The 19497-nt window shown below is 70.1% G+C and carries 13 protein-coding genes; 6 read left to right on the top strand and 7 right to left on the bottom strand.

The window, feature by feature from the left end; translation table 11 throughout:
• Positions 1 to 34: 34 nt before the first annotated feature.
• Positions 35 to 3574: a DNA polymerase III subunit alpha gene (dnaE, locus tag ACZ4SF_RS25120; RefSeq protein WP_468388264.1), complete on the bottom strand. Its 3540-nt coding sequence runs from the start codon at positions 3572 to 3574 to the stop codon at positions 35 to 37.
• A 302-nt stretch (positions 3575 to 3876) separates the two neighbouring features.
• On the opposite strand from dnaE, the gene ACZ4SF_RS25115 reads away from it, so the two are divergent.
• The 4 genes from ACZ4SF_RS25115 (at position 3877) to ACZ4SF_RS25100 (ending at position 8777) form a co-directional block, all read left to right on the top strand.
• Positions 3877 to 5217, top strand: coding sequence for a DUF2252 domain-containing protein (locus tag ACZ4SF_RS25115; RefSeq protein ID WP_468388262.1), 1341 nt, complete (start codon positions 3877 to 3879; stop codon positions 5215 to 5217).
• Positions 5218 to 5283: 66 nt separating this feature from the next.
• Positions 5284 to 5988 carry a hypothetical protein gene (locus tag ACZ4SF_RS25110; protein WP_468388260.1) on the top strand — a complete coding sequence of 235 codons (705 nt, stop codon included), beginning with the start codon at positions 5284 to 5286 and terminating at the stop codon, positions 5986 to 5988.
• A gap of 98 nt (positions 5989 to 6086) precedes the next feature.
• Complete coding sequence (locus tag ACZ4SF_RS25105; protein WP_468388258.1) at positions 6087 to 6911, top strand: thioredoxin domain-containing protein; 825 nt, start codon at positions 6087 to 6089, stop codon at positions 6909 to 6911.
• 204 nt (positions 6912 to 7115) lie between these two features.
• Positions 7116 to 8777 carry an alkaline phosphatase D family protein gene (locus ACZ4SF_RS25100; RefSeq protein ID WP_468388256.1) on the top strand — a complete coding sequence of 554 codons (1662 nt, stop codon included), beginning with the start codon at positions 7116 to 7118 and terminating at the stop codon, positions 8775 to 8777.
• Between the two features lie 7 nt (positions 8778 to 8784).
• Here the strand turns inward: ACZ4SF_RS25100 and ACZ4SF_RS25095 are convergent, their stop codons facing one another.
• Positions 8785 to 9354: a dienelactone hydrolase family protein gene (locus ACZ4SF_RS25095; RefSeq protein ID WP_468388254.1), complete on the bottom strand. Its 570-nt coding sequence runs from the start codon at positions 9352 to 9354 to the stop codon at positions 8785 to 8787.
• Positions 9355 to 9461: 107 nt separating this feature from the next.
• On the opposite strand from ACZ4SF_RS25095, the gene ACZ4SF_RS25090 reads away from it, so the two are divergent.
• Positions 9462 to 10568, top strand: coding sequence for a mechanosensitive ion channel family protein (locus ACZ4SF_RS25090; protein ID WP_468388252.1), 1107 nt, complete (start codon positions 9462 to 9464; stop codon positions 10566 to 10568).
• A gap of 60 nt (positions 10569 to 10628) precedes the next feature.
• Here ACZ4SF_RS25090 and ACZ4SF_RS25085 read toward each other — a convergent pair whose 3' ends face one another.
• The 5 genes from ACZ4SF_RS25085 to ACZ4SF_RS25065 all read right to left on the bottom strand — a co-directional run bounded on the left by ACZ4SF_RS25085 (position 10629) and on the right by ACZ4SF_RS25065 (position 15695).
• On the bottom strand, positions 10629 to 12215 hold the full coding sequence (locus ACZ4SF_RS25085; RefSeq protein ID WP_468388250.1) for a Na+/H+ antiporter: 1587 nt from the start codon (positions 12213 to 12215) through the stop codon (positions 10629 to 10631).
• A gap of 152 nt (positions 12216 to 12367) precedes the next feature.
• A complete protein-coding gene (locus tag ACZ4SF_RS25080; protein WP_468388248.1) occupies positions 12368 to 12835 on the bottom strand; it encodes a GNAT family N-acetyltransferase in 468 nt (155 codons plus the stop codon).
• Positions 12832 to 13776 (bottom strand): RluA family pseudouridine synthase, encoded by a 945-nt coding sequence (locus ACZ4SF_RS25075; RefSeq protein ID WP_468388246.1) that lies wholly within the window; start codon positions 13774 to 13776, stop codon positions 12832 to 12834. Before ACZ4SF_RS25075 ends, ACZ4SF_RS25080 begins: the two co-directional genes overlap by 4 nt.
• Before the next feature lie 73 nt (positions 13777 to 13849).
• Complete coding sequence (gene lspA, locus ACZ4SF_RS25070) at positions 13850 to 14485, bottom strand: signal peptidase II (RefSeq protein WP_468388244.1); 636 nt, start codon at positions 14483 to 14485, stop codon at positions 13850 to 13852.
• A gap of 67 nt (positions 14486 to 14552) precedes the next feature.
• The gene (locus ACZ4SF_RS25065; RefSeq protein WP_468388242.1) at positions 14553 to 15695 is read right to left on the bottom strand and encodes a histone H1-like repetitive region-containing protein; all 1143 of its coding nucleotides are present in this window, start codon (positions 15693 to 15695) and stop codon (positions 14553 to 14555) included.
• A 605-nt stretch (positions 15696 to 16300) separates the two neighbouring features.
• Here ACZ4SF_RS25065 and ileS point away from each other — a divergent pair.
• Positions 16301 to 19444 carry an isoleucine--tRNA ligase gene (ileS, locus tag ACZ4SF_RS25060; RefSeq protein WP_468388240.1) on the top strand — a complete coding sequence of 1048 codons (3144 nt, stop codon included), beginning with the start codon at positions 16301 to 16303 and terminating at the stop codon, positions 19442 to 19444.
• The last annotated feature ends 53 nt before the right edge of the window (positions 19445 to 19497 follow it).

Genomic DNA, 19497 nt, shown 5'->3' with positions numbered 1-19497 from the left:
CTGTTTCGTTCTCGCTGCTTGGTGCCGCGCGGCCTCAGCCGGCCAGGCAGGACGGGCCGAGCAGCACCTTCAGGTCGCCGAAGAGCGCCGGGTCGGGCTTGACCCGGTGCCGGTCCAGGCGCAGCACGGTCGTCTTGCGCGGGCCCTGGAGCTTGATCCGGACCTCGCTGTCGCCCTTGTGGTGGCTGAGGATCTCGCCGAGGCGGCTGACCATGGGCGGGGTGACCCTGGTGGCCGGGATGGTGAGGATCACCGGGGCGTTGGTGCCCGCGTTGGACAGGTCCGGGACCATGAGTTCCATCGCCACCAGCCGCGGCACGTCCTCGCGCTTGTCGAGGCGGCCCTTGACGAAGACCACGGCGTCCTCGACCAGTTGGGTCGACACGAGCTGGTAGGTCGCCGGGAAGAACATGCACTCGATCGAGCCCGCCAGGTCCTCGACGGTGGCGATCGCCCAGGCGTTGCCCTGCTTGGTCATCTTGCGCTGGAGGCCCGAGATGATGCCGCCGATGGTGACGACCGCGCCGTCCGCGTGCTCGCCGCCGGTGAGCTGGGCGATGCCCGCGTCGGCCTTGTCGGACAGCACGTGCTCCAGGCCGAAGAGGGGGTGGTCGGAGACGTAGAGCCCGAGCATCTCCCGCTCCTGGGCGAGCAGATAGGTCTTGTCCCACTCCTCGTCGGTGAACTGCACGTCGAGTCCGAAGCCGGGCTCGCTGCTGGTCTCCTCGCCCATGCCGCCGAAGAGGTCGAACTGGCCCTCGGCCTCCTTGCGCTTCACCGCGACCACGTTGTCGATCATCGGCTCGTACTGCGCGGTGAGCCCCTTGCGGGTGTGACCCATCTCGTCGAAGGCGCCGGCCTTGATCAGCGATTCCGTGGTGCGCTTGTTGCAGACGACCGCGTCGACCTTGTCGAGGTAGTCGGGGAAGGAGGCGTACTTCCCCTTCGCCTTGCGGCACTTGATGATCGACTCGACCACGTTGGTGCCGACGTTGCGGACGGCGGAGAGGCCGAAGAGGATCACGTCGTCGCCCTGGGCCGCGAAGTTCGCCTCGGACTCGTTGACGTTCGGCGGGAGCACCCGGATGCCCATGCGGCGGCACTCGTTGAGGTAGACCGCCGACTTGTCCTTGTCGTCCTTGACGGAGGTCAGCAGGGCGGCCATGTACTCGGCGGGGTGATTCGCCTTGAGGTACGCCGTCCAGTACGACACCAGGCCGTACGCGGCCGAGTGCGCCTTGTTGAACGCGTAGCCGGCGAACGGGACCAGCACGTCCCACAGCGCCTGGATCGCCTCGTCGCTGTAGCCGTTCTTGCGGGCGCCGCCCTGGAAGATGACGAAGTTCTTCTCCAGCTCCTCGGGCTTCTTCTTGCCCATCACGCGGCGCAGGATGTCGGCCTCGCCGAGCGAGTAGCCCGCGATGATCTGGGCGGCCTTCTGCACCTGCTCCTGGTAGACGATCAGGCCGTAGGTGACGTCCAGGACCTCCTTGAGGGGCTCTTCGAGCTCCTTGTGGATCGGCGTGATCTCCTGCTGCCCGTTCTTGCGCAGCGCGTAGTTCGTGTGGGAGTTCATGCCCATCGGACCCGGGCGGTACAGGGCCGACACGGCGGAGATGTCTTCGAAGTTGTCGGGCTTCATCAGCCGCAGCAGGGACCGCATGGGGCCGCCGTCGAACTGGAAGACGCCGAGGGTGTCGCCGCGCTGGAGCAGCTCGAAGGTCGTGGGGTCGTCGAGCGGAAGGGACAGCAGGTCGATGTCGAGGCCCTTGTTGGCCTTCACCATCTTGACCGCGTCGTCCATGATCGTGAGGTTGCGCAGGCCCAGGAAGTCCATCTTCAGCAGGCCGAGCGACTCGCAGCTCGGGTAGTCCCACTGCGTGATGGTCACGCCGTCGGTGTGCCTGACCCAGACCGGGACGTGCTCGGTGATGGTCTCGCTGGACATGATCACGCCGGCCGCGTGCACACCCATCTGCCGGACCAGACCCTCCACACCGCGCGCGGTGTCGATGACCTTCTTCACGTCCGGCTCGTTCTCGTACATCCCGCGGACCTCGCCAGCCTCGCTGTAGCGCGGGTGGCTGGGGTCGGTGATGCCGGAGAGCGGGATGCCCTTGCCGAGGACGTCGGCGGGCATGGCCTTGGTGATGCGGTCGCCCATCGCGTACGGGTAGCCCAGCACGCGCGCGGAGTCCTTGATCGCGTTCTTGGCCTTGATGGTGCCGTACGTGCCGATCATGGCGACCTTGTCGGCGCCGTACTTCTCGGTCACGTACCGGATCACCTCGACGCGCCGGCGCTCGTCGAAGTCGATGTCGACATCGGGCATCGAGATGCGCTCGGGGTTGAGGAACCGCTCGAAGATCAGGCCGTGCGGGATCGGGTCGAGGTCGGTGATGCCCATGGCGTAGGCCACGATGGAGCCTGCCGCGGAGCCCCGGCCGGGGCCGACCGCGATGCCCTGCTTCTTGGCCCACATGATGAAGTCGGCGACCACGAGGAAGTAGCCCGGGAAGCCCATCGAGATGATGGTGTCCATCTCGTAGTCGGCCTGCTTCTGGCGGTCCTCGGGGATGCCGCCGGGGAAGCGGCGCTCCATGCCGCGGCGGACCTCCTCCTTGAACCAGGTGACCTCGGTGTAGCCCTCGGGGATGTCGAACTTGGGCATGAGGTCGCGCTTCTCGAACATGCCGTCGGTGTCGACCATCTCGGCCACGAGGAGCGTGTTGGCGCAGCCCTCCTGCCAGGCGTCCGAGGAGTCGATGGCGTACATCTCGTCCGTGGACTTCAGGTAGTAGCCGGTGCCGTCGAACTTGAAGCGGTCCGGGTCGGAGAGGTTCTTGCCGGTCTGGATGCACAGCAGGGCGTCGTGGGCGCCCGCCTCGTGGGCGTACGTGTAGTGCGAGTCGTTGGTGACCAGCGGGGGGATGCCGAGCTTCCTGCCGATCTCCAGCAGGCCGTCACGGACCCGGCGCTCGATCTCGATGCCGTGGTCCATCAGCTCCAGGAAGTACTTGTCCTTGCCGAAGATGTCCTGGTACTCGGCGGCGGCCTTCAGGGCCTCGTCGAAGTGACCGAGGCGCAGCCGGGTCTGCACCTCGCCGGAGGGGCAGCCGGTGGAGGCGACGATGCCCTCGGACCACTTCGCGATGGTCTCCTTGTCCATCCGGGGCCACTTCTGGAGCCAGCCCTCGGCGTAGGCGTCGGAGGACAGCCGGAAGAGGTTGTGCAGGCCGGTCCTGTTCACGGCCCACATCGTCTTGTGGGTGTAACCACCGGAACCGGAGATGTCGTCCCGCTTCTGGTGCGGCTGGCCCCAGAGGATCTTGCGCTTGTTCCGCCGGGACTCAGGGGCGACATACGCCTCGATCCCGATGATCGGGGTGATTCCGGCCTTCTTCGCGGAGTGGAAGAAGTCGTACGCCCCGTGGAGGTTGCCGTGGTCGGACATGGCGATGTGTGTCATGCCCATCTCGTTGCAGGCGTTGAACATGTCCTTGAGCCGCGCGGCACCGTCCAGCAGCGAGTACTGGGTGTGGACGTGCAGGTGCGTGAAGGGCGGCTTCGACACGGTTTCGGCCTCCAAGATCGAACAGGCGCGGCGCGAAGCGCCTCGTTGAGGGGCGGTGGTCGGCAGACGGGTGGGCAGGCGTCCACGATCTTCCGACCGGCTGTGGACCGACTGCGGACGGTCTGGGGGACAACGTCGAATCCTATGCCCCGCCACTGACACCCGAGCGCGATCCGGACGTACCTTCGTGCGGGAACCGGGCACTCCCGCGTGGCGTCGCCCGTTGGAGACGGCGGAAGCGCTGTCGACCCTTTCATGCACATTTCATGCACCACCCGTCCTGTACCAGGAGGCACCCCGCGATGTCGGTCCCCCAGCTCAACGAGGAGCAGCGCGGCGAGGAGATCCTCGCCGTCTTCGACACCGCCTTCGGCCGGCTCCTGGCCGCCGACCCGGCCGCGTTCCGGGTGAAGTTCCGGAAGATGGCGGCCTCGGCCTTCGCGTTCTACCGGGGCACGGCGTGCCTCTTCTACCACGACCTGACGGCGAACAAAGAGTTCGGGTCCAGGCGCGGCGGCCCGTACCTGGACGACCGCACCTCGCGCGTGTGGATCCACGGTGACCTGCACGCCGAGAACTTCGGCACGTACATGGACTCCAACGGCCGCCTGGTCTTCAACGTCAACGACTTCGACGAGGCCTACGTCGGCCCCTTCACCTGGGACCTCAAGCGCTTCGCGGCCTCCGTCGCGCTCGTCGGCTACGCGAAGGCGCTCGGCGACGAGCAGATCACCGAGCTGGTGACGGTCTACGCGGCCGCCTACCGCGAACGCATCCACGCCCTGGCCACGGGTGCCAAGAGCGAGGAGGTGCCGCCGTTCACGCTGGACACCGCCCAGGGCCCGCTCCTGGACGCGCTGCGCGACGCCCGTTCGCTGACGCGCTTCGGGCTGCTGGAGTCGATGACCGAGATCCGTGACTTCGAGCGCCGCTTCGCCCCGGGCGGCGGCTCCATCGAGCTGGACGCGGCCACCCGCTACAAGGTCCTGGCCGCCTTCGACGGCTACCTGGAGACCCTTCCGGACTCCTCCCTGGCCCGCCCGGACTCGTACCGGGTCAAGGACGTCGTGGGCCGTCGCGGCATCGGCATCGGCTCGGCCGGCCTGCCGTCGTACAACATCCTCCTGGAGGGTCACAGCGACGCCCTGGAGAACGACGTCGTGATCTACATCAAGCAGGCCCAGACCCCGGCCGTCTCCCGGCACGTCACGGACCCGGCGATCGCGGAGTACTTCCAGCACGAGGGCCACCGCACGGTGATCTCCCAGCGCGCCCTGCAGGCGCACGCCGACCCGTGGCTGGGCTGGACCGAGCTGGACGGCGCGGGACAGCTGGTCGCCGAGGTCTCGCCGTACGCCGTGGACCTGGACTGGGGCGACATCGACGACCCGGAGGAGATCGCGGCCGTCGTAGCCGACCTGGGCCGGGCCACCGCCACCATGCACGCGGCGGCGGACGACACCTCCGGCGAGTCCCTGGTGCCGTTCTCCACCGAGCGGGCCATCGACGCGGCGATCGCGGCCGACGAGGAAGGCTTCGCGCCCCTGCTGGCGGACTTCGCGCACGGCTACGGCGCACGCGCGCGCGCCGACCACCAGATCTTCGTGGACCTGTTCCGCAACGGCCGGATCCCGGGGTTGTGACGCGCGGATTCACAGGCACCCTTTAGGGGTCTCCTACTCACCTCCGTGACAGACTCTCCTCTCGCTATGGACATATCCGGGACTCAGCTCAGGGCCGTGCGCGCGGCGCTGTTCACGGCCTTCGTCGTGACGCTCAGCACCGCGTCGCACGTACTGCTGTCCCGTGCCCCGCTGCCGCCGGCCACCGTGGCCGCGGTCGCGGCGGGAGTGTTCGTCACCGCGTACGCGCTGGCGGGCCGCGAGCGTGGCTTCGGCCGGATCGCGGCCCTGCTGGTGCCGCTGGAGCTGGCCGCCGACACGGTGTTCACCACCGGCCAGCACACCTGTTACGGCCGCGCGGGCGGCCCGGTCGCAGGCCCTCTGCACGCGGTCGGGCTGGACGTGCTGTGCGAGGGCACCGTCGGCACCCCGCTGGCCGGGGTCACCGGTGGTCCGGACCATGCAGGGGCGCTGCTCGCCCACGCCAGCCCGGCCGCCGCCTGGCTGCTGCTCGCCGCGCACATCGGCGTGGGCCTGCTCGCCGCCGCCTGGCTCCGCCGCGGCGAGCGGGCACTGGCCCAGCTGCTCCGCGCGGTGGCCGCCACCACCTTCCGGCCGCTGCTGCTGGCGGTGGCCGCGGTCGCCGTACGGCCGCTCCCGGCCCGTCGGCTGCCCCGCCCGGCACCGCGCCGGACGGCCGCACGCGACCGGCTCCTGGTGCACTCCCTGGGACGGCGTGGACCGCCGTGCTCCCCCGCCGCCGACCGCGCCCTCGCCCTGTCCTTCGCCTGAGCGACGGCTCCGCCGCGGTCGACGGCATCTGAGCACGACCAGTCCCCCACACGTATCCCGCGTACGACGTGTGCGCGTCCCACATGGAGATCACCACTATGAGCAAGCGGAACAGCCAGGCGTCGAAGACGGCGGCCCGGGAGCGGCTGCGCCAGGAGCGCGAGCGGCAGGCCAAGCGTGACAAGGCCAAGCGCCAGGTCGTCGTGGCCGCCTCGGTCGTGGCCGTCCTGGCCGCGGCCGGCGGCATCGGCTACGCCGTCGTCCAGGCCAACAAGCCCGGTTACTGGGAGGGCGTGAAGGACGACAAGCTGGTCAAGCCGGCCAACAGCACGGGAGCGGACGGCACGACCGTCGTCATCGGCAAGAGCACCGCCAAGAAGACCCTCGTGATGTACGAGGACCCGCGCTGCCCGATCTGCGCACAGTTCGAGCAGTCGGTCGGCCCGGCCGCGAAGAAGGACCTCGACGCCGGCAAGTTCAAGATCCAGTACGTCGGTGCCACGTTCATCGACAACAACATTCCGGGCGAGGGCTCCAGGAACGCCCTCAGCGCGCTGGGCGCGGCGCTGAACGTCAGCCCCGAGGCTTTCGCCGAGTACAAGAGTGCCCTGTACTCGGCGAAGTACCACCCGGGTGAGCAGGACGACAAGTTCAAGAGCGACGACTACCTGATCGAGGTGGCGAACACCGTGAGCGCTCTGAAGAACAACACGGCGTTCCAGAAGGATGTGAAGAGCGGGACCTACGACAAGTGGGCTCTGGTGATGAGCGAGAAGTTCAACACCGACGGCAAGAAGTACGGTTTCCAGGGAACCCCGACACTTCTGATGGACGGCAAGGCCGTCACCGGCAGTGACGGCAAGACCGCCCCCATGTCGGCCTCGGAATTCACGGCGGCCATCGACAAGGCCCTCAAGGGCTGAATCCCCGAGTGACGTGACATCCCCTCAGGCGCGAGGCGCCTGAGGGGATGTCGCTGTCACGGCGCGTCGCAAGCGGGGCGGCACCGGCCGGCGCCGCCGCCACTCATGGATGCGGAAGCACCGGCGGCGACAGCACGTCAAAGACCTGGCGAACTTCGCTAGTTGGCTACCTCTCGTTAGTACCAGTCAGTAACCTGATCGGCTGTGACCAGTCGATACAGATCATCCGAGCAGCACAGCTCCCCCACCCCTCGCCGCCGTTCGGTCGTCAAGGCCGCGGCGGCGACCGCTGTCCTGGCCGGCCCGCTCGCCGCCGCCCTGCCGGCCCGCGCCGCCACGGACGCCCCCGCCTTCCTGCACGGTGTCGCCTCCGGCGACCCGCTGCCCGACGGCATCCTGTTGTGGACCCGCGTGACCCCGGTCCCGGAGGCGATACCCGGCTCCGGAGTCGGCCCGGACACCGAGGTGAGCTGGGTCGTCGCCAAGGACAAGAGCTTCGGCACCGTCGTCGCCAAGGGCTCCACCACCGCGACGGCCGCCTCCGACCACACCGTCAAGGCCGACATCCGCGGCCTGGAACCGGCCACCGACTACTGGTTCCGCTTCTCGGCCGGCGGCACCGACTCCCCGGTGGCGCGCACCCGCACCGCGCCGGCGGCGAACGCGGACGTGTCCTCCTTGCGCTTCGGCGTGGTCTCCTGCGCCAACTGGGAGGCCGGTTACTTCTCCGCCTACCGCCACCTCGCGGCCCGGGGCGACCTGGACGCCTGGCTGCACCTCGGCGACTACATCTACGAGTACAAGTCCGGTGAGTACGGCACCCGGGGCAAGGTCGTCCGCCCGCACGCCCCGGCGAACGAGATCCTCACCCTCGCCGACTACCGGATCCGGCACGCGAAGTACAAGACCGACCCCGACCTGCAGGCCCTGCACCTGAAGGCGCCGGTCATCGCGATCTGGGACGACCACGAGTTCGCCGACAACGCCTGGTCCGGCGGCGCGGTCAACCACACCGAGGGCGCCGAGGGCGCCTGGGCGGCCCGTCAGGCCGCGGCCAAGCAGGCCTACTTCGAGTGGATGCCGGTCCGCCCGGCCGTCGCGGGCACCACCTACCGGCGGCTGCGCTTCGGCAAGCTCGCCGATCTGTCGCTGCTGGACCTGCGCTCCTTCCGGTCCCAGCAGGCGGCCACGGCGAGCGGTTCGGTGGACGACCCGGACCGCACGCTCACCGGCCGGGCCCAGCTCGACTGGCTGAAGGCCGGGCTGAAGGCCTCCGACACCAGGTGGCGGCTGGTCGGCAACTCGGTGATGATCTCGCCGTTCTCCTTCGGCTCCCTCTCCGCCGACCTGTTCAAGCCTCTCGCCAAGCTGCTCGGGCTGCCGCAGGAGGGCATCGCCGCCAACACCGACCAGTGGGACGGCTACACCGACGACCGTCGCGAACTCCTGGCCCACCTGCGCTCCAACGCCATCGGCAACACCGTCTTCCTGACCGGTGACATCCACATGGCGTGGGCCAACGACGTGCCGGTGGACGCGGGCACCTACCCGCTGTCGGCGTCGGCGGCCACCGAGTTCGTGGTGACCTCGGTGACCTCCGACAACCTGGACGACATCGTCAAGGTGCCCGAGGGCACGGTCTCCACGGTCGCCTCGCCGCTCATCAAGGCCGCCAACCGGCACGTCCACTGGGTGGACACCGACCGGCACGGCTACGGCATCCTGGACATCACCGCCGCCCGGGCACAGATGGACTACTACGTCCTGTCGGACCGCACCGACGCGAACGCCACCTCCAGCTGGGCGCGTTCGTACCGCACCCGCACCGGCACGCAGAAGGTCGAGCGGACCTACGACCCGGTGTAGCCGGCCCCTACAGGCTGTCGAGGAAGCCGAGCGCCACCCGCCAGGTGGCCTCGGCTGCCTCGGTGTCGTAGTCCGGCAGCCCGGGGTCGGTGTAGAGGTGCCCGGCCCCGGCGTACCGGTACACCTCCACATCGGCGCCCGCGCGGCCCATCTGCAGATACCAGGCGTTCAGCCAGTCGTCCGTCTCGAACGGGTCCGGCTCGGCCACGTGCAGCTGCACCGGCAGCTCGTCCACGTGCGCGTTCGGCGCGATGTCCGACGTGCCGTGCAGGAGCAGCAGCCCGCGCGCCTTGGCGTCGCCGAGGGCGAGGGTCTGGGCGACGGACGCTCCCAGCGAGAACCCGGCGTACACCAGCCCCCGGTCCGAGTACGGCGCCGCCGCCAGCACGGCCCGCTTCAGCAGCTCCTCCTTGCCCGTCCGCTCCTTGAACTCCATGCCCTCCTCGGCGGTGTCGAACGTGCGCCCCTCGAAGAGGTCCGGCGTCCACACCTCGTGGCCCGCCTCACGCAGCCGGTCCGCGGCCTCGCGCACCGCGGGCCTGAGCCCGTAGGTCGAGTGAAAGAGCATGATGTTCATGAGGCCATGGTGCCAGCCGGGCCGGCCGGAGCCTCATCGCGGCCGTACCCACACGCGCGCCGAAGTCACATGTTCATGGAACGCCGAAGCTGGTTACGTTCGGAGACATGGAGACCGTACTCCGCCCCGTGATCGTGGTCGGCAGTTCCGTGTTCCTGACCGTACTCATCGGCTGGGCCACGGACGTGCTGCTACGCAAGGCCGACGAGCGCCACAGCGAGACACCGCTGTGGGGCCTGCTGCGGCGTGGCCGCGTGCCGTACCAGATGGTGCTGTGCGCGGCCCTGCTCAGAGGCTCCTACGACCAGGCAGAGCTGTTCGAGGACCACCGGGTCGGCATCGGCCGGACGCTGACCCTGGTGCTGATCGGAGCAGCGGCGTGGGTTGTGATCCGTATCACGGCGGCCATAGTCGAGACGACCTACAGCCGTTACGCGCGCGCCCACCACGACGCCGCCCGGGTCCGGCGGGTCCGCACCCAGGTGACGCTGATCATGCGCGTCGTGTCGGCGATCGTCGGCGTCGTCGCCGCGGCGGCGATGCTGCTGACGTTCCCGGCGATGCGCGCGGCCGGCGCGTCCCTGCTGGCCTCCGCCGGCGTCCTCGGCATCGTGGCCGGCGTCGCGGCCCAGTCCACACTGTCCAACCTGTTCGCCGGGCTGCAGATCGCCTTCGGGGACATGGTCCGGCTGGGCGACACGGTCGTCGTGGACGGCGAGTGGGGCACGGTCGAGGAGATCACCCTGACCTTCCTGACGGTGCGGACCTGGGACGAGCGCCGGATCACCATGCCGGTGTCGTACTTCACCTCCAAACCGTTCGAGAACTGGTCCCGCGGCACCCCGCAGATGACCGGGATCGTCTACTGGCACCTCGACCACAGCGCGCCCGTCGAGGCGATGCGCGAGAAGCTGCGGGACATCCTGCGCGCGTGCCCGGCCTGGGACGGCCGCGCCTGCACCCTGCAGGTGACGGACACCACACCGAACACCGTGCAGGTACGCGCCCTGGTGACGGCGAAGGACGCGGACGACATCTGGACGGTACGGGTCACGGTGCGCGAGCAGATGATCACCTGGCTGTCCACGGAGCACCCCTACGCGCTCCCCCGGGTGAACACCGCGGAGTCGGTGCTCCCGCCGCATCAGATCCCGTCCCCCGACGGCGCCTCACTCCGCCGGGCCTACGACTTCCCCCGCACGGGCCGCAACTGACCCGGCCGTCCGCCTCGCGCCCGTGCACCGACCGGAGCCGGTCGGTGCACGGGCGCGAGATCACCGCAGGCTGCGCACGTCGAGATGCCGGAGCACCCGGTCCACGATCTCCGGATCCGCCCCCGGCTCGCTCCGCGCCGCCAGTACCTCGTGCCGTGCCGCACTCAGCAACTCGCCCTGGATGCGCCGCACCCGCTTCAGCCGCTTGACCCGCTGGTGCTGCGCCTCCCGCCGTTCCTCCTCCCCCATGTCAGGACTGATCCGGATGCCGATCTCGAAGGCCCGCCGCAGCATCTGCTCCGAGAGTTCCTCGGGCAGTTCCTCCACCTGCTCGATCTCCCGCAGCCTGCGCTTCGCAGCCTTCGCCGCGCGCACCGCCAGCTCCTTCTCGAACTCCTTCTCCCGCTCGGAGTCGGCCCGCACCCCCAGCCGCCTCACCAGCCACGGCAGCGTCATCCCCTGCAGCACCAGCGTGACGATGATCACCCCGAACGCAATGAAGATGATCTCGTTCCGGTCGGGGAACGGAGCCCCGTCGTCCGTCTTGAGCGGCACGGCCAGCGCCAGCGCCACCGAGGCCACCCCGCGCATCCCGGACCACCACATGACGACGGTCTCCCGCCAGCTCACCGGGATCTCCTCGTCGTAGTCCCGGCGGGCGTGCAGCCGCTTGGTCAGCCAGGTCGCCGGCAGCAGCCACAGCAGCCGTACGACGACCACCACGACCACGACGGCGGCCGCCCAGCCGAGCATCTCGCCCCACCGGCCCTCTGCCGTGTGGATGGCGTTGTGCAGCTCCAGGCCGATCAGCCCGAAGGCGACGCCGGTGACCAGGGTGTCGATGATGTCCCAGAAGGTGTGCCCGGCCAGCCGGGTCATCACGTCGTCGGCGTCGGTGGCGTACTCGGCGAGGAAGAGCGCCGTCGTGAGCACGGCGAGCACGCCGGAGCCCTGCAGCTTCTCCGCAAGTACGTACGAGGCGTACGGCACCAGCAGGGTCATGCCGATCTGCAGGGTCGGATCGCCCAGCAGGTCCATCAGCCTGTTCGCACCCCAGCCCAGCGCGAGGCCGACGGCCACCGCGACGACGGCGGACAGCACGAGGTCCAGCCCGGCTTTCCAGGGGGAGAAGCTGCCGCTCAGGGTCGCGGCGACGGCGACGTGGTACAGCACGATGGCCGTGACGTCGTTGAACAGTCCCTCGCCCTCCAGGATCGACACCAGCCGGCGCGGCAGCCCGAGCTGCCCGGCGACGCTGGTGGCGGCGACCGGGTCGGGCGGCGCGACCAGGGCGCCGAGGGCGACGGCGGCGCCGATCGGCAGCCCCGGCACGATCGCGTTGGCGACGAACGCCACGCACACCGTGGTGACGAAGACCAGGGCGACGGCCAGCAGGAGGATCGGCCGCACGTTCGCCGCGAACTGGCGCCAGGAGGTCCGGCGCACAGCGGCGTAGAGCAGCGGCGGCAGCAGGCCGGGCAGGATCAGCTCGGGCGGGATGTCCACGTCGGGCACGAATGCGGCCACCGCCAAAACCCCGCCGAACAGGGTCATCAGCACCGGCGCCGGCACGCCGAGCCGATCGCCGACCGGGACGCTCACCAGGGCCCCGAGCAGCAGGACGAACAACAGAGCCAGCTGATCCACGGACGGCGCTCCGGGGGTCGACGATCACACGGCGGATCTCAAGTCTGCCACCGCGGCCTGCGGCTTCCCCGTGATCGACGGCGTACGCCCACAGGACACCTCGGACGGACCGGCGCCTCCTTCACGCGCCCCGGCCGCCCTGCTCCGGGGCGCTACAGGGCGCGGCGCATCGCGCGGTGCGGTATGCCGGCGTCCGGGAACTGCGGGCCGTACGCCTCGTAGCCGAGGCGCTCGTAGAAGCCGAGGGCGTGGGTCTGCGCGTGCAGGTCCACGGCCGTGAGGCCATGCGCGCGGGCCGCGTCCTCGATGGCGCGCACCAGGGCGGCCCCGACGCCGAGCCCGCGTGCCGCCCGGGAGACGGCGAGCCGCCCCAGGGAGCCCACGGCCGGGTCACCGCCGGTCTTCGTGGCCGCCGCCGCACCGTGCAGCAGCCGTCCGGTGCCCAGCGGCACACCGTCCTCGCGGACCGCCAGCACATGCACGGCCACGGCGTCGCAGGCGTCGTACTCGATGTCCTCGGCGACGCCCTGCTCGTCCACGAAGACCTCCTTGCGGACCGCGAAGCAGGCCTCGCGGTCGGCGGGGTCCGCGGCGATGCGGACGGTGTACGGCAGGCTCACGCGTACGTCTCCTCCCGGACCTGGTCGAGGGCCTTCTGCAGGTCTTCGGGGTATTCGCTGGCGAACTCCGCCCAGGTGCCGTCCCCGGGGTGCTCGAAGCCGAGCCGTACGGCGTGCAGCCACTGGCGGGTCAGCCGGAGCCGCTTGGCGAGGGTCGGGTCGGCACCGTAGGTGAGGTCGCCGACGCACGGGTGGCGGTGGGCGGACATGTGGACCCGGATCTGGTGGGTGCGGCCGGTCTCCAGCTTCACGTCCAGCAGCGATGCGGCGCGGAAGGCCTCGATGAGGTCGTAGTGCGTCACGGACGGCTTGCCGTCGGCGGTGACCGCCCACTTGTAGTCGTGGTTCGGGTGGCGCCCGATCGGGGCGTCGATCGTGCCGCTCGTGGGGTCCGGGTGGCCCTGGACCAGCGTGTGGTAGCGCTTGTCGACCGTGCGCTCCTTGAACTGGCGCTTGAGCGACGTGTAGGCACGCTCGGACTTGGCGACCACCATCAGGCCGGAGGTGCCGACGTCCAGGCGGTGCACGATGCCCTGGCGCTCGGCGGCACCCGAGGTGGAGATCCGGTACCCGGCGGCGGCGAGACCGCCGATCACGGTCGGCCCGGACCAGCCCGGCGACGGGTGCGCGGCCACGCCGACCGGCTTGACGATCACGACCACGTCATCGTCGTCGTGCACGATCTCCATACCCTCGACCGGCTCGGCCACCACCTGCACCGGCGCGGGCGCCTGCGGCATCTCGACCTCGAGCCAGGCGCCACCGCGCACCCGCTCGGACTTGCCGACCACCGCGCCGTCGACCTGGACCTTGCCGGCTGCGGCCAGCTCCGCCGCCTTGGTGCGGGAGAAGCCGAACATGCGCGAGATGGCGGCGTCGACACGCTCGCCCTCCAGGCCGTCGGGCACGGGCAGGGTTCGGATCTCGGGAATCGTGCTCACCCGACGAGTATGCCGGACGGCTCCGGCACACCCGAACGAGCCTGTGGACAACTCCCCCGGGGCCGCAGAGGCCTCAGTCCTTGTGGACCGTGCCGTCCGGGTCCAGGCCGCGGAAGGACAGCAGCACGATCAGGATGCCGCCGCACACGATCGCCGAGTCGGCCAGGTTGAACACCGCGAAGCCCTTCGGCGCGATGAAGTCCACGACCTCGCCCTCGAAGATGCCCGGCGCCCGGAAGATCCGGTCGGTGAGGTTGCCGAGCGCGCCGCCGAGCAGCAGGCCGAGCGCGATCGCCCAGGGCAGGCTGTACAGCTTGCGGGCCAGGCGGATGATCACCACGATCACGGCCGCCGCGATCAGCGTGAAGATGATCGTGAAGGCCGCGCCGAAGCCGAAGGCGGCGCCCGGGTTGCGGATGGCGTGCAGCTCCAGCCAGTCCCCGACGAGCCGGATCGGCGCGTGGCCCTCCAGCCGGGAGACGACGAGCATCTTGCTGATCAGGTCGAGGGCGTACGCGAACACGGCCACCGCGAAGAGCACGGCGATCCGGCGTCCGCGGCCGGTCCGCTGCTGCGCGGGGGTCTGCCGCTCGCCCGCGCCGGCCGTGCCGGACGCGCCCGAGCCGGCCGGTGCTCCGGCCGCCGCCGTCTGCTCGCCGCTGTCGTCCGGGGTGTCCGGCGTACCGATGATGCGCTCCGCCTCTGCCACGTGAGTCCCTCAACCTAGGTGCCTGACTGAGGACGAGAGTACGGCACGCCTCGTGAGGCCCTCACGCTCAGGAGCGACGTTCCTGCTTCTGCTTGCACTCCACGCACAGGGTGGCCCGCGGGAAGGCCTGCATGCGTGCCTTGCCGATGGGATTGCCGCAGTTCTCGCACAGGCCGTAGGTGCCCGCGTCCAGCCGTTCGAGGGCACGCTCGGTCTGGGTGAGCGTCTCGCGCGCGTTGGCGGCCAGCGCCAGCTCGTGCTCGCGCGTGATGTTCTTGGTGCCGGTGTCGGCCTGGTCGTCGCCGGCACCGTCCCCGGAGTCCCGCATCAGGCCGACGAGGGACGCCTCGGACGAGCTGATCTCCTCCCGCAGCCGCTCCATCTCGGACTGCAGCTCCGCGCGGGCTTCCGCGACCTCTTGGGGGGTCCAGGGGTCCTCGCCCGGGCGGACCGCCAGATCGCCGGGCTCCACCGCGGCGACCCGCGCCTTGGGAACGGCGGTCTGGGCCGCAGTGGCCGTGCCAGGAGTCTTCTTCGCAACCACTGTCGTGGCTCCCGTCTGCTTCGCGGCCCGCGCCGCACCCGCCTTCTTGGCCGTGCTCTTCTCGGCCGCGGTCTTCTTCGCCGCGGTCTTCTCGGCCGGCGCCTTCCCGGCCGGCGTCTTCCTCGCAGCCGTCTTCCTGGTCACCGCCTTCTCGGTGGCCGCCTCCTTGCCGTCCGCCTTCTTGGTGACCGTCTTCCTGGTGACAGATTTCGTGGTGACAGTTTTCTTGGTCACCGTCTTCCCGGTCACCGTCTTGCCGGTCGCCGTCTTCCCGGTGGCCGCATGCTTCGCCGCATCTTCCTTCGCCGCATCTTCCTTCGCCGCGGCCTTCCGCGCAGGCGTCTCCTTCAGAGCGGTCTTCTTCAGGGCGGTCTTCTTCACGGCGGTCTTCTTCACGGCTGCCTTCTTCCCCGGCGCCTCTTCCGGAGCGGTCTTCTTCACGGCCGTCTTCCTCGCCGGCGCCTCCTCGACCGCGTTCTTCTTCGCGGCCGCCCCGGCGACCGTCCTCGTCGCCGCCCCCTCCTTCACAGCCGTCTTCTTCGCCACCGTCTTCTTGGTGGCCGTCTTCTTCGCGGCCGTGTTCCCCGCAGCCGTCTTCCTGGTGGCAGGCTTCGCGCGGGATTTCCCGGTCGCCGGCTGCTGTACGGCGGTCTTCTTCGCCACCATGGCCGCGGCCCCTTCACATATTGTGACCTTGCTCGCGAATCGTGCTGGGACGATAAATCGACTTGAGTCCCGCGGCAACGGGGCACACCGCCCGGTTCGCCCGCCCGCGCCCCCCGCGCCACGGGCCTGCATCCGTTGTGCCCAGCTCCCCGTCGGGTAATCCGCCGGGCCGGGTCCGCGTGGACCCGGGCGCCCGCACCCTCGCCATTCGGGTCATACGGCCCGGTCACCCCGCAGCCGCCCGCGCCGCACGGAAAACCGGTCCGCCGCTGTCCGCGCGGCGCCGTACACTGGGCGGAGCGAAAAGCGTGGATGGGGACGAGTAGCGGCGTACGCAGCCCAGAGCGACCCGGGGACGGTGTGAGCCCGGGGGCGAGCGCGACGTGAAGATCACCCCGGAGCCGCCGGAGGAAAGCCGCAGCCGCGAGGCGGGGGCGAGTAGAACCGGCTTCGCGACCCCAATGAGGGGGCTCACCGGCGCGTACGGCGCGGCGGAGGGCCAAGGAGGGTGGTACCGCGGGAGCGCGCCGCACACGGCGTAGACAGGATCGAAGGCTCTCGTCCCTCCGACGGAAGGCAGCAAGTCCGTTGGAGGATGCTCGCAGATGACAGCGCCGACGTACCGCCAGGTGCCCGCACAGGTCGACCTGCCCGCTCTTGAGCACGCCGTGCTCGACTTCTGGCGCGAGCAGAAGATCTTCGCCAAGAGCCTGGAGCAGTCCGAGGGCCGCCCCGAGTGGGTGTTCTACGAAGGCCCGCCCACCGCCAACGGCATGCCCGGCGCCCACCACATCGAGGCGCGCGTCTTCAAGGACGTCTTCCCCCGCTTCCGCACCATGCGGGGCTACCACGTGGCCCGCAAGGCCGGCTGGGACTGCCACGGCCTGCCCGTGGAGCTGGCGGTCGAGAAGGAGCTGGGCTTCTCCGGCAAGAAGGACATCGAGGCGTACGGCATCGCCGAGTTCAACGCCAAGTGCCGCGAGTCCGTGCTGCGCCACACCGACGCGTTCTCCGAGCTGACGACCCGCATGGGCTACTGGGTCGACCTCGACGAGGCCTACGTCACGATGGAGCCCGAGTACATCGAGTCCGTCTGGTGGTCGCTGAAGGAGATCTTCAAGAAGGGCCTCCTGGTCCAGGACCACCGGGTCGCCCCCTGGTGCCCGCGCTGCGGCACCGGCCTGTCCGACCACGAGCTGGCGCAGGGCTACGAGACGGTCGTGGACCCGTCCGTGTACGTCCGCTTCCCACTCACCTCCGGTCCGCTCGCCGGCGAGGCCGCGCTCCTGGTGTGGACGACGACCCCCTGGACCCTGGTGTCCAACACGGCCGTCGCCGCGCACCCGGAGGTCACCTACGTCGTCGCGACCGACGGCGAGGAGAAGCTCGTCGTCGCCGAGCCGCTGGTCGCCAAGGCACTCGGCGAGGGCTGGGAGACCACGGGCCAGAGCTTCACCGGCGCCGAGATGGAGCGCTGGACGTACCGACGTCCGTTCGAGCTGGTGGAGTTCCCGGAGCCGGCGCACTACGTGGTGAACGCCGAGTACGTGACGACCGAGGACGGTACGGGCCTGGTCCACCAGTCCCCCGCCTTCGGTGAGGACGACCTCAAGGTCTGCCGCGCCTACGGCCTGCCGGTGGTGAACCCGGTCCGGCCCGACGGCACCTTCGAGGAGGACGTCCCGCTGGTCGGCGGCGTCTTCTTCAAGAAGGCCGACGAAAAGCTCACCGAGGACCTCCAGCAGCGCGGCCTCCTCTTCAGGCACATCCCGTACGAGCACAGCTACCCGCACTGCTGGCGCTGCCACACCGCGCTGCTCTACTACGCGCAGCCCTCCTGGTACATCCGTACGACGGCGATCAAGGACCGTCTGATCCAGGAGAACGAGAAGACCAACTGGTTCCCGGAGACGGTCAAGCACGGCCGCTTCGGCGACTGGCTGAACAACAACATCGACTGGGCGCTGTCCCGCAACCGCTACTGGGGCACCCCGCTGCCGGTCTGGCGCTGCGAGGACGACCACCTCACCTGCGTCGGCTCCCGCGCGGAGCTGTCCGAGCTGACCGGCACCGACCAGTCGAGCCTGGACCCGCACCGGCCGTACATCGACGACGTCACCTTCGCCTGCCGCCACGACGGCTGCGGGAAGACGGCCACACGCGTGCCGGAGGTCATCGACGCCTGGTACGACTCGGGTTCGATGCCGTTCGCGCAGTGGGGCTACCCGTACAAGAACAAGGAGCTGTTCGAGAGCCGGTACCCGGCGCAGTTCATCTCCGAGGCGATCGACCAGACCCGCGGCTGGTTCTACACGCTGATGGCGGTCGGCACGCTGGTCTTCGACAAGTCGTCGTACGAGAACGTCGTCTGTCTGGGCCACATCCTCGCCGAGGACGGCCGCAAGATGTCCAAGCACCTGGGCAACATCCTGCAGCCGATCCCCCTCATGGACCAGCACGGCGCGGACGCGGTGCGCTGGTTCATGGCGGCCGGCGGCTCCCCGTGGGCGGCCCGCCGGGTCGGCCACGGCACCATCCAGGAGGTCGTCCGCAAGACGCTGCTGACCTACTGGAACACGGTCGCCTTCCAGGCGCTGTACGCCCGCACGTCGGACTGGGCGCCGTCCACGGCCGACCCGGCGCCGGCCGAGCGCCCGGTGCTGGACCGCTGGCTGCTGTCCGAACTGCACGCGCTGACCGACCAGGTGACCCAGGCGCTGGAGGCGTACGACACCCAGCGCGCCGGGAAGCTGCTGTCCGCGTTCGTGGACGACCTGTCCAACTGGTACGTCCGCCGCTCGCGCCGCCGCTTCTGGCAGGGCGACAAGGCCGCGCTGCGCACGCTGCACGAGGTGCTGGAGACGGTCACCAGGCTGATGGCGCCGATCACCCCGTTCATCACCGAGCGGGTGTGGCAGGACCTGGTCGTCCCGGTGACCCCGGGCGCGCCGGAGTCCGTGCACCTGGCCGGCTGGCCGGAGGCGGACCTGTCGGCGATCGACCCGGAGCTGTCGAAGCAGATGGTCCTGGTCCGCCGGCTGGTGGAGCTGGGCCGCGCCACGCGCGCGGAGTCGGGCGTCAAGACCCGTCAGCCGCTGTCCCGTGCACTGATCGCGGCGACCGGTTTCGAGTCCCTGGATCCGGAGCTGCACACGCAGATCACCGAGGAGCTGAACGTCGAGGGGCTGGCCTCGCTCAGCGAGGTCGGCGGCAGCCTCGTCGACACGACCGCCAAGGCGAACTTCCGGGCGCTCGGCAAGCGGTTCGGCAAGCGCGTCCAGGACGTGGCGAAGGCCGTCGCGGGCGCGGACGCGGCTGCCCTCTCGCTCGCCCTGCGCGAGGGCACGGCCTCCGTGCAGGTCGACGGTGAGACGGTCACCCTGGCGCCCGACGAGGTGATCATCACGGAGACCCCGCGGGAGGGCTGGTCGGTGGCGTCCGACTCCGGTGCCACGGTCGCGCTGGACCTGGAGATCACGGAGGAGCTGCGCCAGGCGGGCCTGGCCCGTGACGCGATCCGGCTGATCCAGGAGGCCCGCAAGAACAGCGGCCTGGACGTCGCCGACCGGATCGCCCTGCGCTGGACGTCCACGGACCCGGCGGTCGTCGCGGCCCTCACCGAGCATGCCGGTCTGATCGCCGACGAGGTCCTCGCGACCGACTTCGCCCAGGGCGAGGCGGACGACACGTTCGGCGAGCCCTTCACGGACGAGGGTCTGTCGCTCACGTTCCGCCTGCGCAAGGCGTAGCCGCCTCCGCCGCCGGACAGCCTGAAGGCCCGGCCCCCCGGCAGGGGGCCGGG

This window comes from Streptomyces sp. NPDC027663, from assembly GCF_055566415.1.
Note: the sequence above shows the minus strand (reverse complement) of the source record. Positions and strands in the feature narration are given on the sequence as shown.

What these genes read in the sequence shown, in the direction of transcription:
- ACZ4SF_RS25115 (WP_468388262.1), top strand. Translation starts at nt 3,877, where the DNA reads ATGTCGGTCCCCCAGCTCAACGAGGAGCAGCGCGGCGAGGAGATCCTC.
- ACZ4SF_RS25110 (WP_468388260.1), top strand. Translation starts at nt 5,284, where the DNA reads ATGGACATATCCGGGACTCAGCTCAGGGCCGTGCGCGCGGCGCTGTTC.
- ACZ4SF_RS25105 (WP_468388258.1), top strand. Translation starts at nt 6,087, where the DNA reads ATGAGCAAGCGGAACAGCCAGGCGTCGAAGACGGCGGCCCGGGAGCGG.
- ACZ4SF_RS25095 (WP_468388254.1), bottom strand. Translation starts at nt 9,354, where the DNA reads ATGAACATCATGCTCTTTCACTCGACCTACGGGCTCAGGCCCGCGGTG.
- ACZ4SF_RS25090 (WP_468388252.1), top strand. Translation starts at nt 9,462, where the DNA reads ATGGAGACCGTACTCCGCCCCGTGATCGTGGTCGGCAGTTCCGTGTTC.
- ACZ4SF_RS25065 (WP_468388242.1), bottom strand. Translation starts at nt 15,695, where the DNA reads ATGGTGGCGAAGAAGACCGCCGTACAGCAGCCGGCGACCGGGAAATCC.
- ileS (WP_468388240.1), top strand. Translation starts at nt 16,301, where the DNA reads ATGACAGCGCCGACGTACCGCCAGGTGCCCGCACAGGTCGACCTGCCC.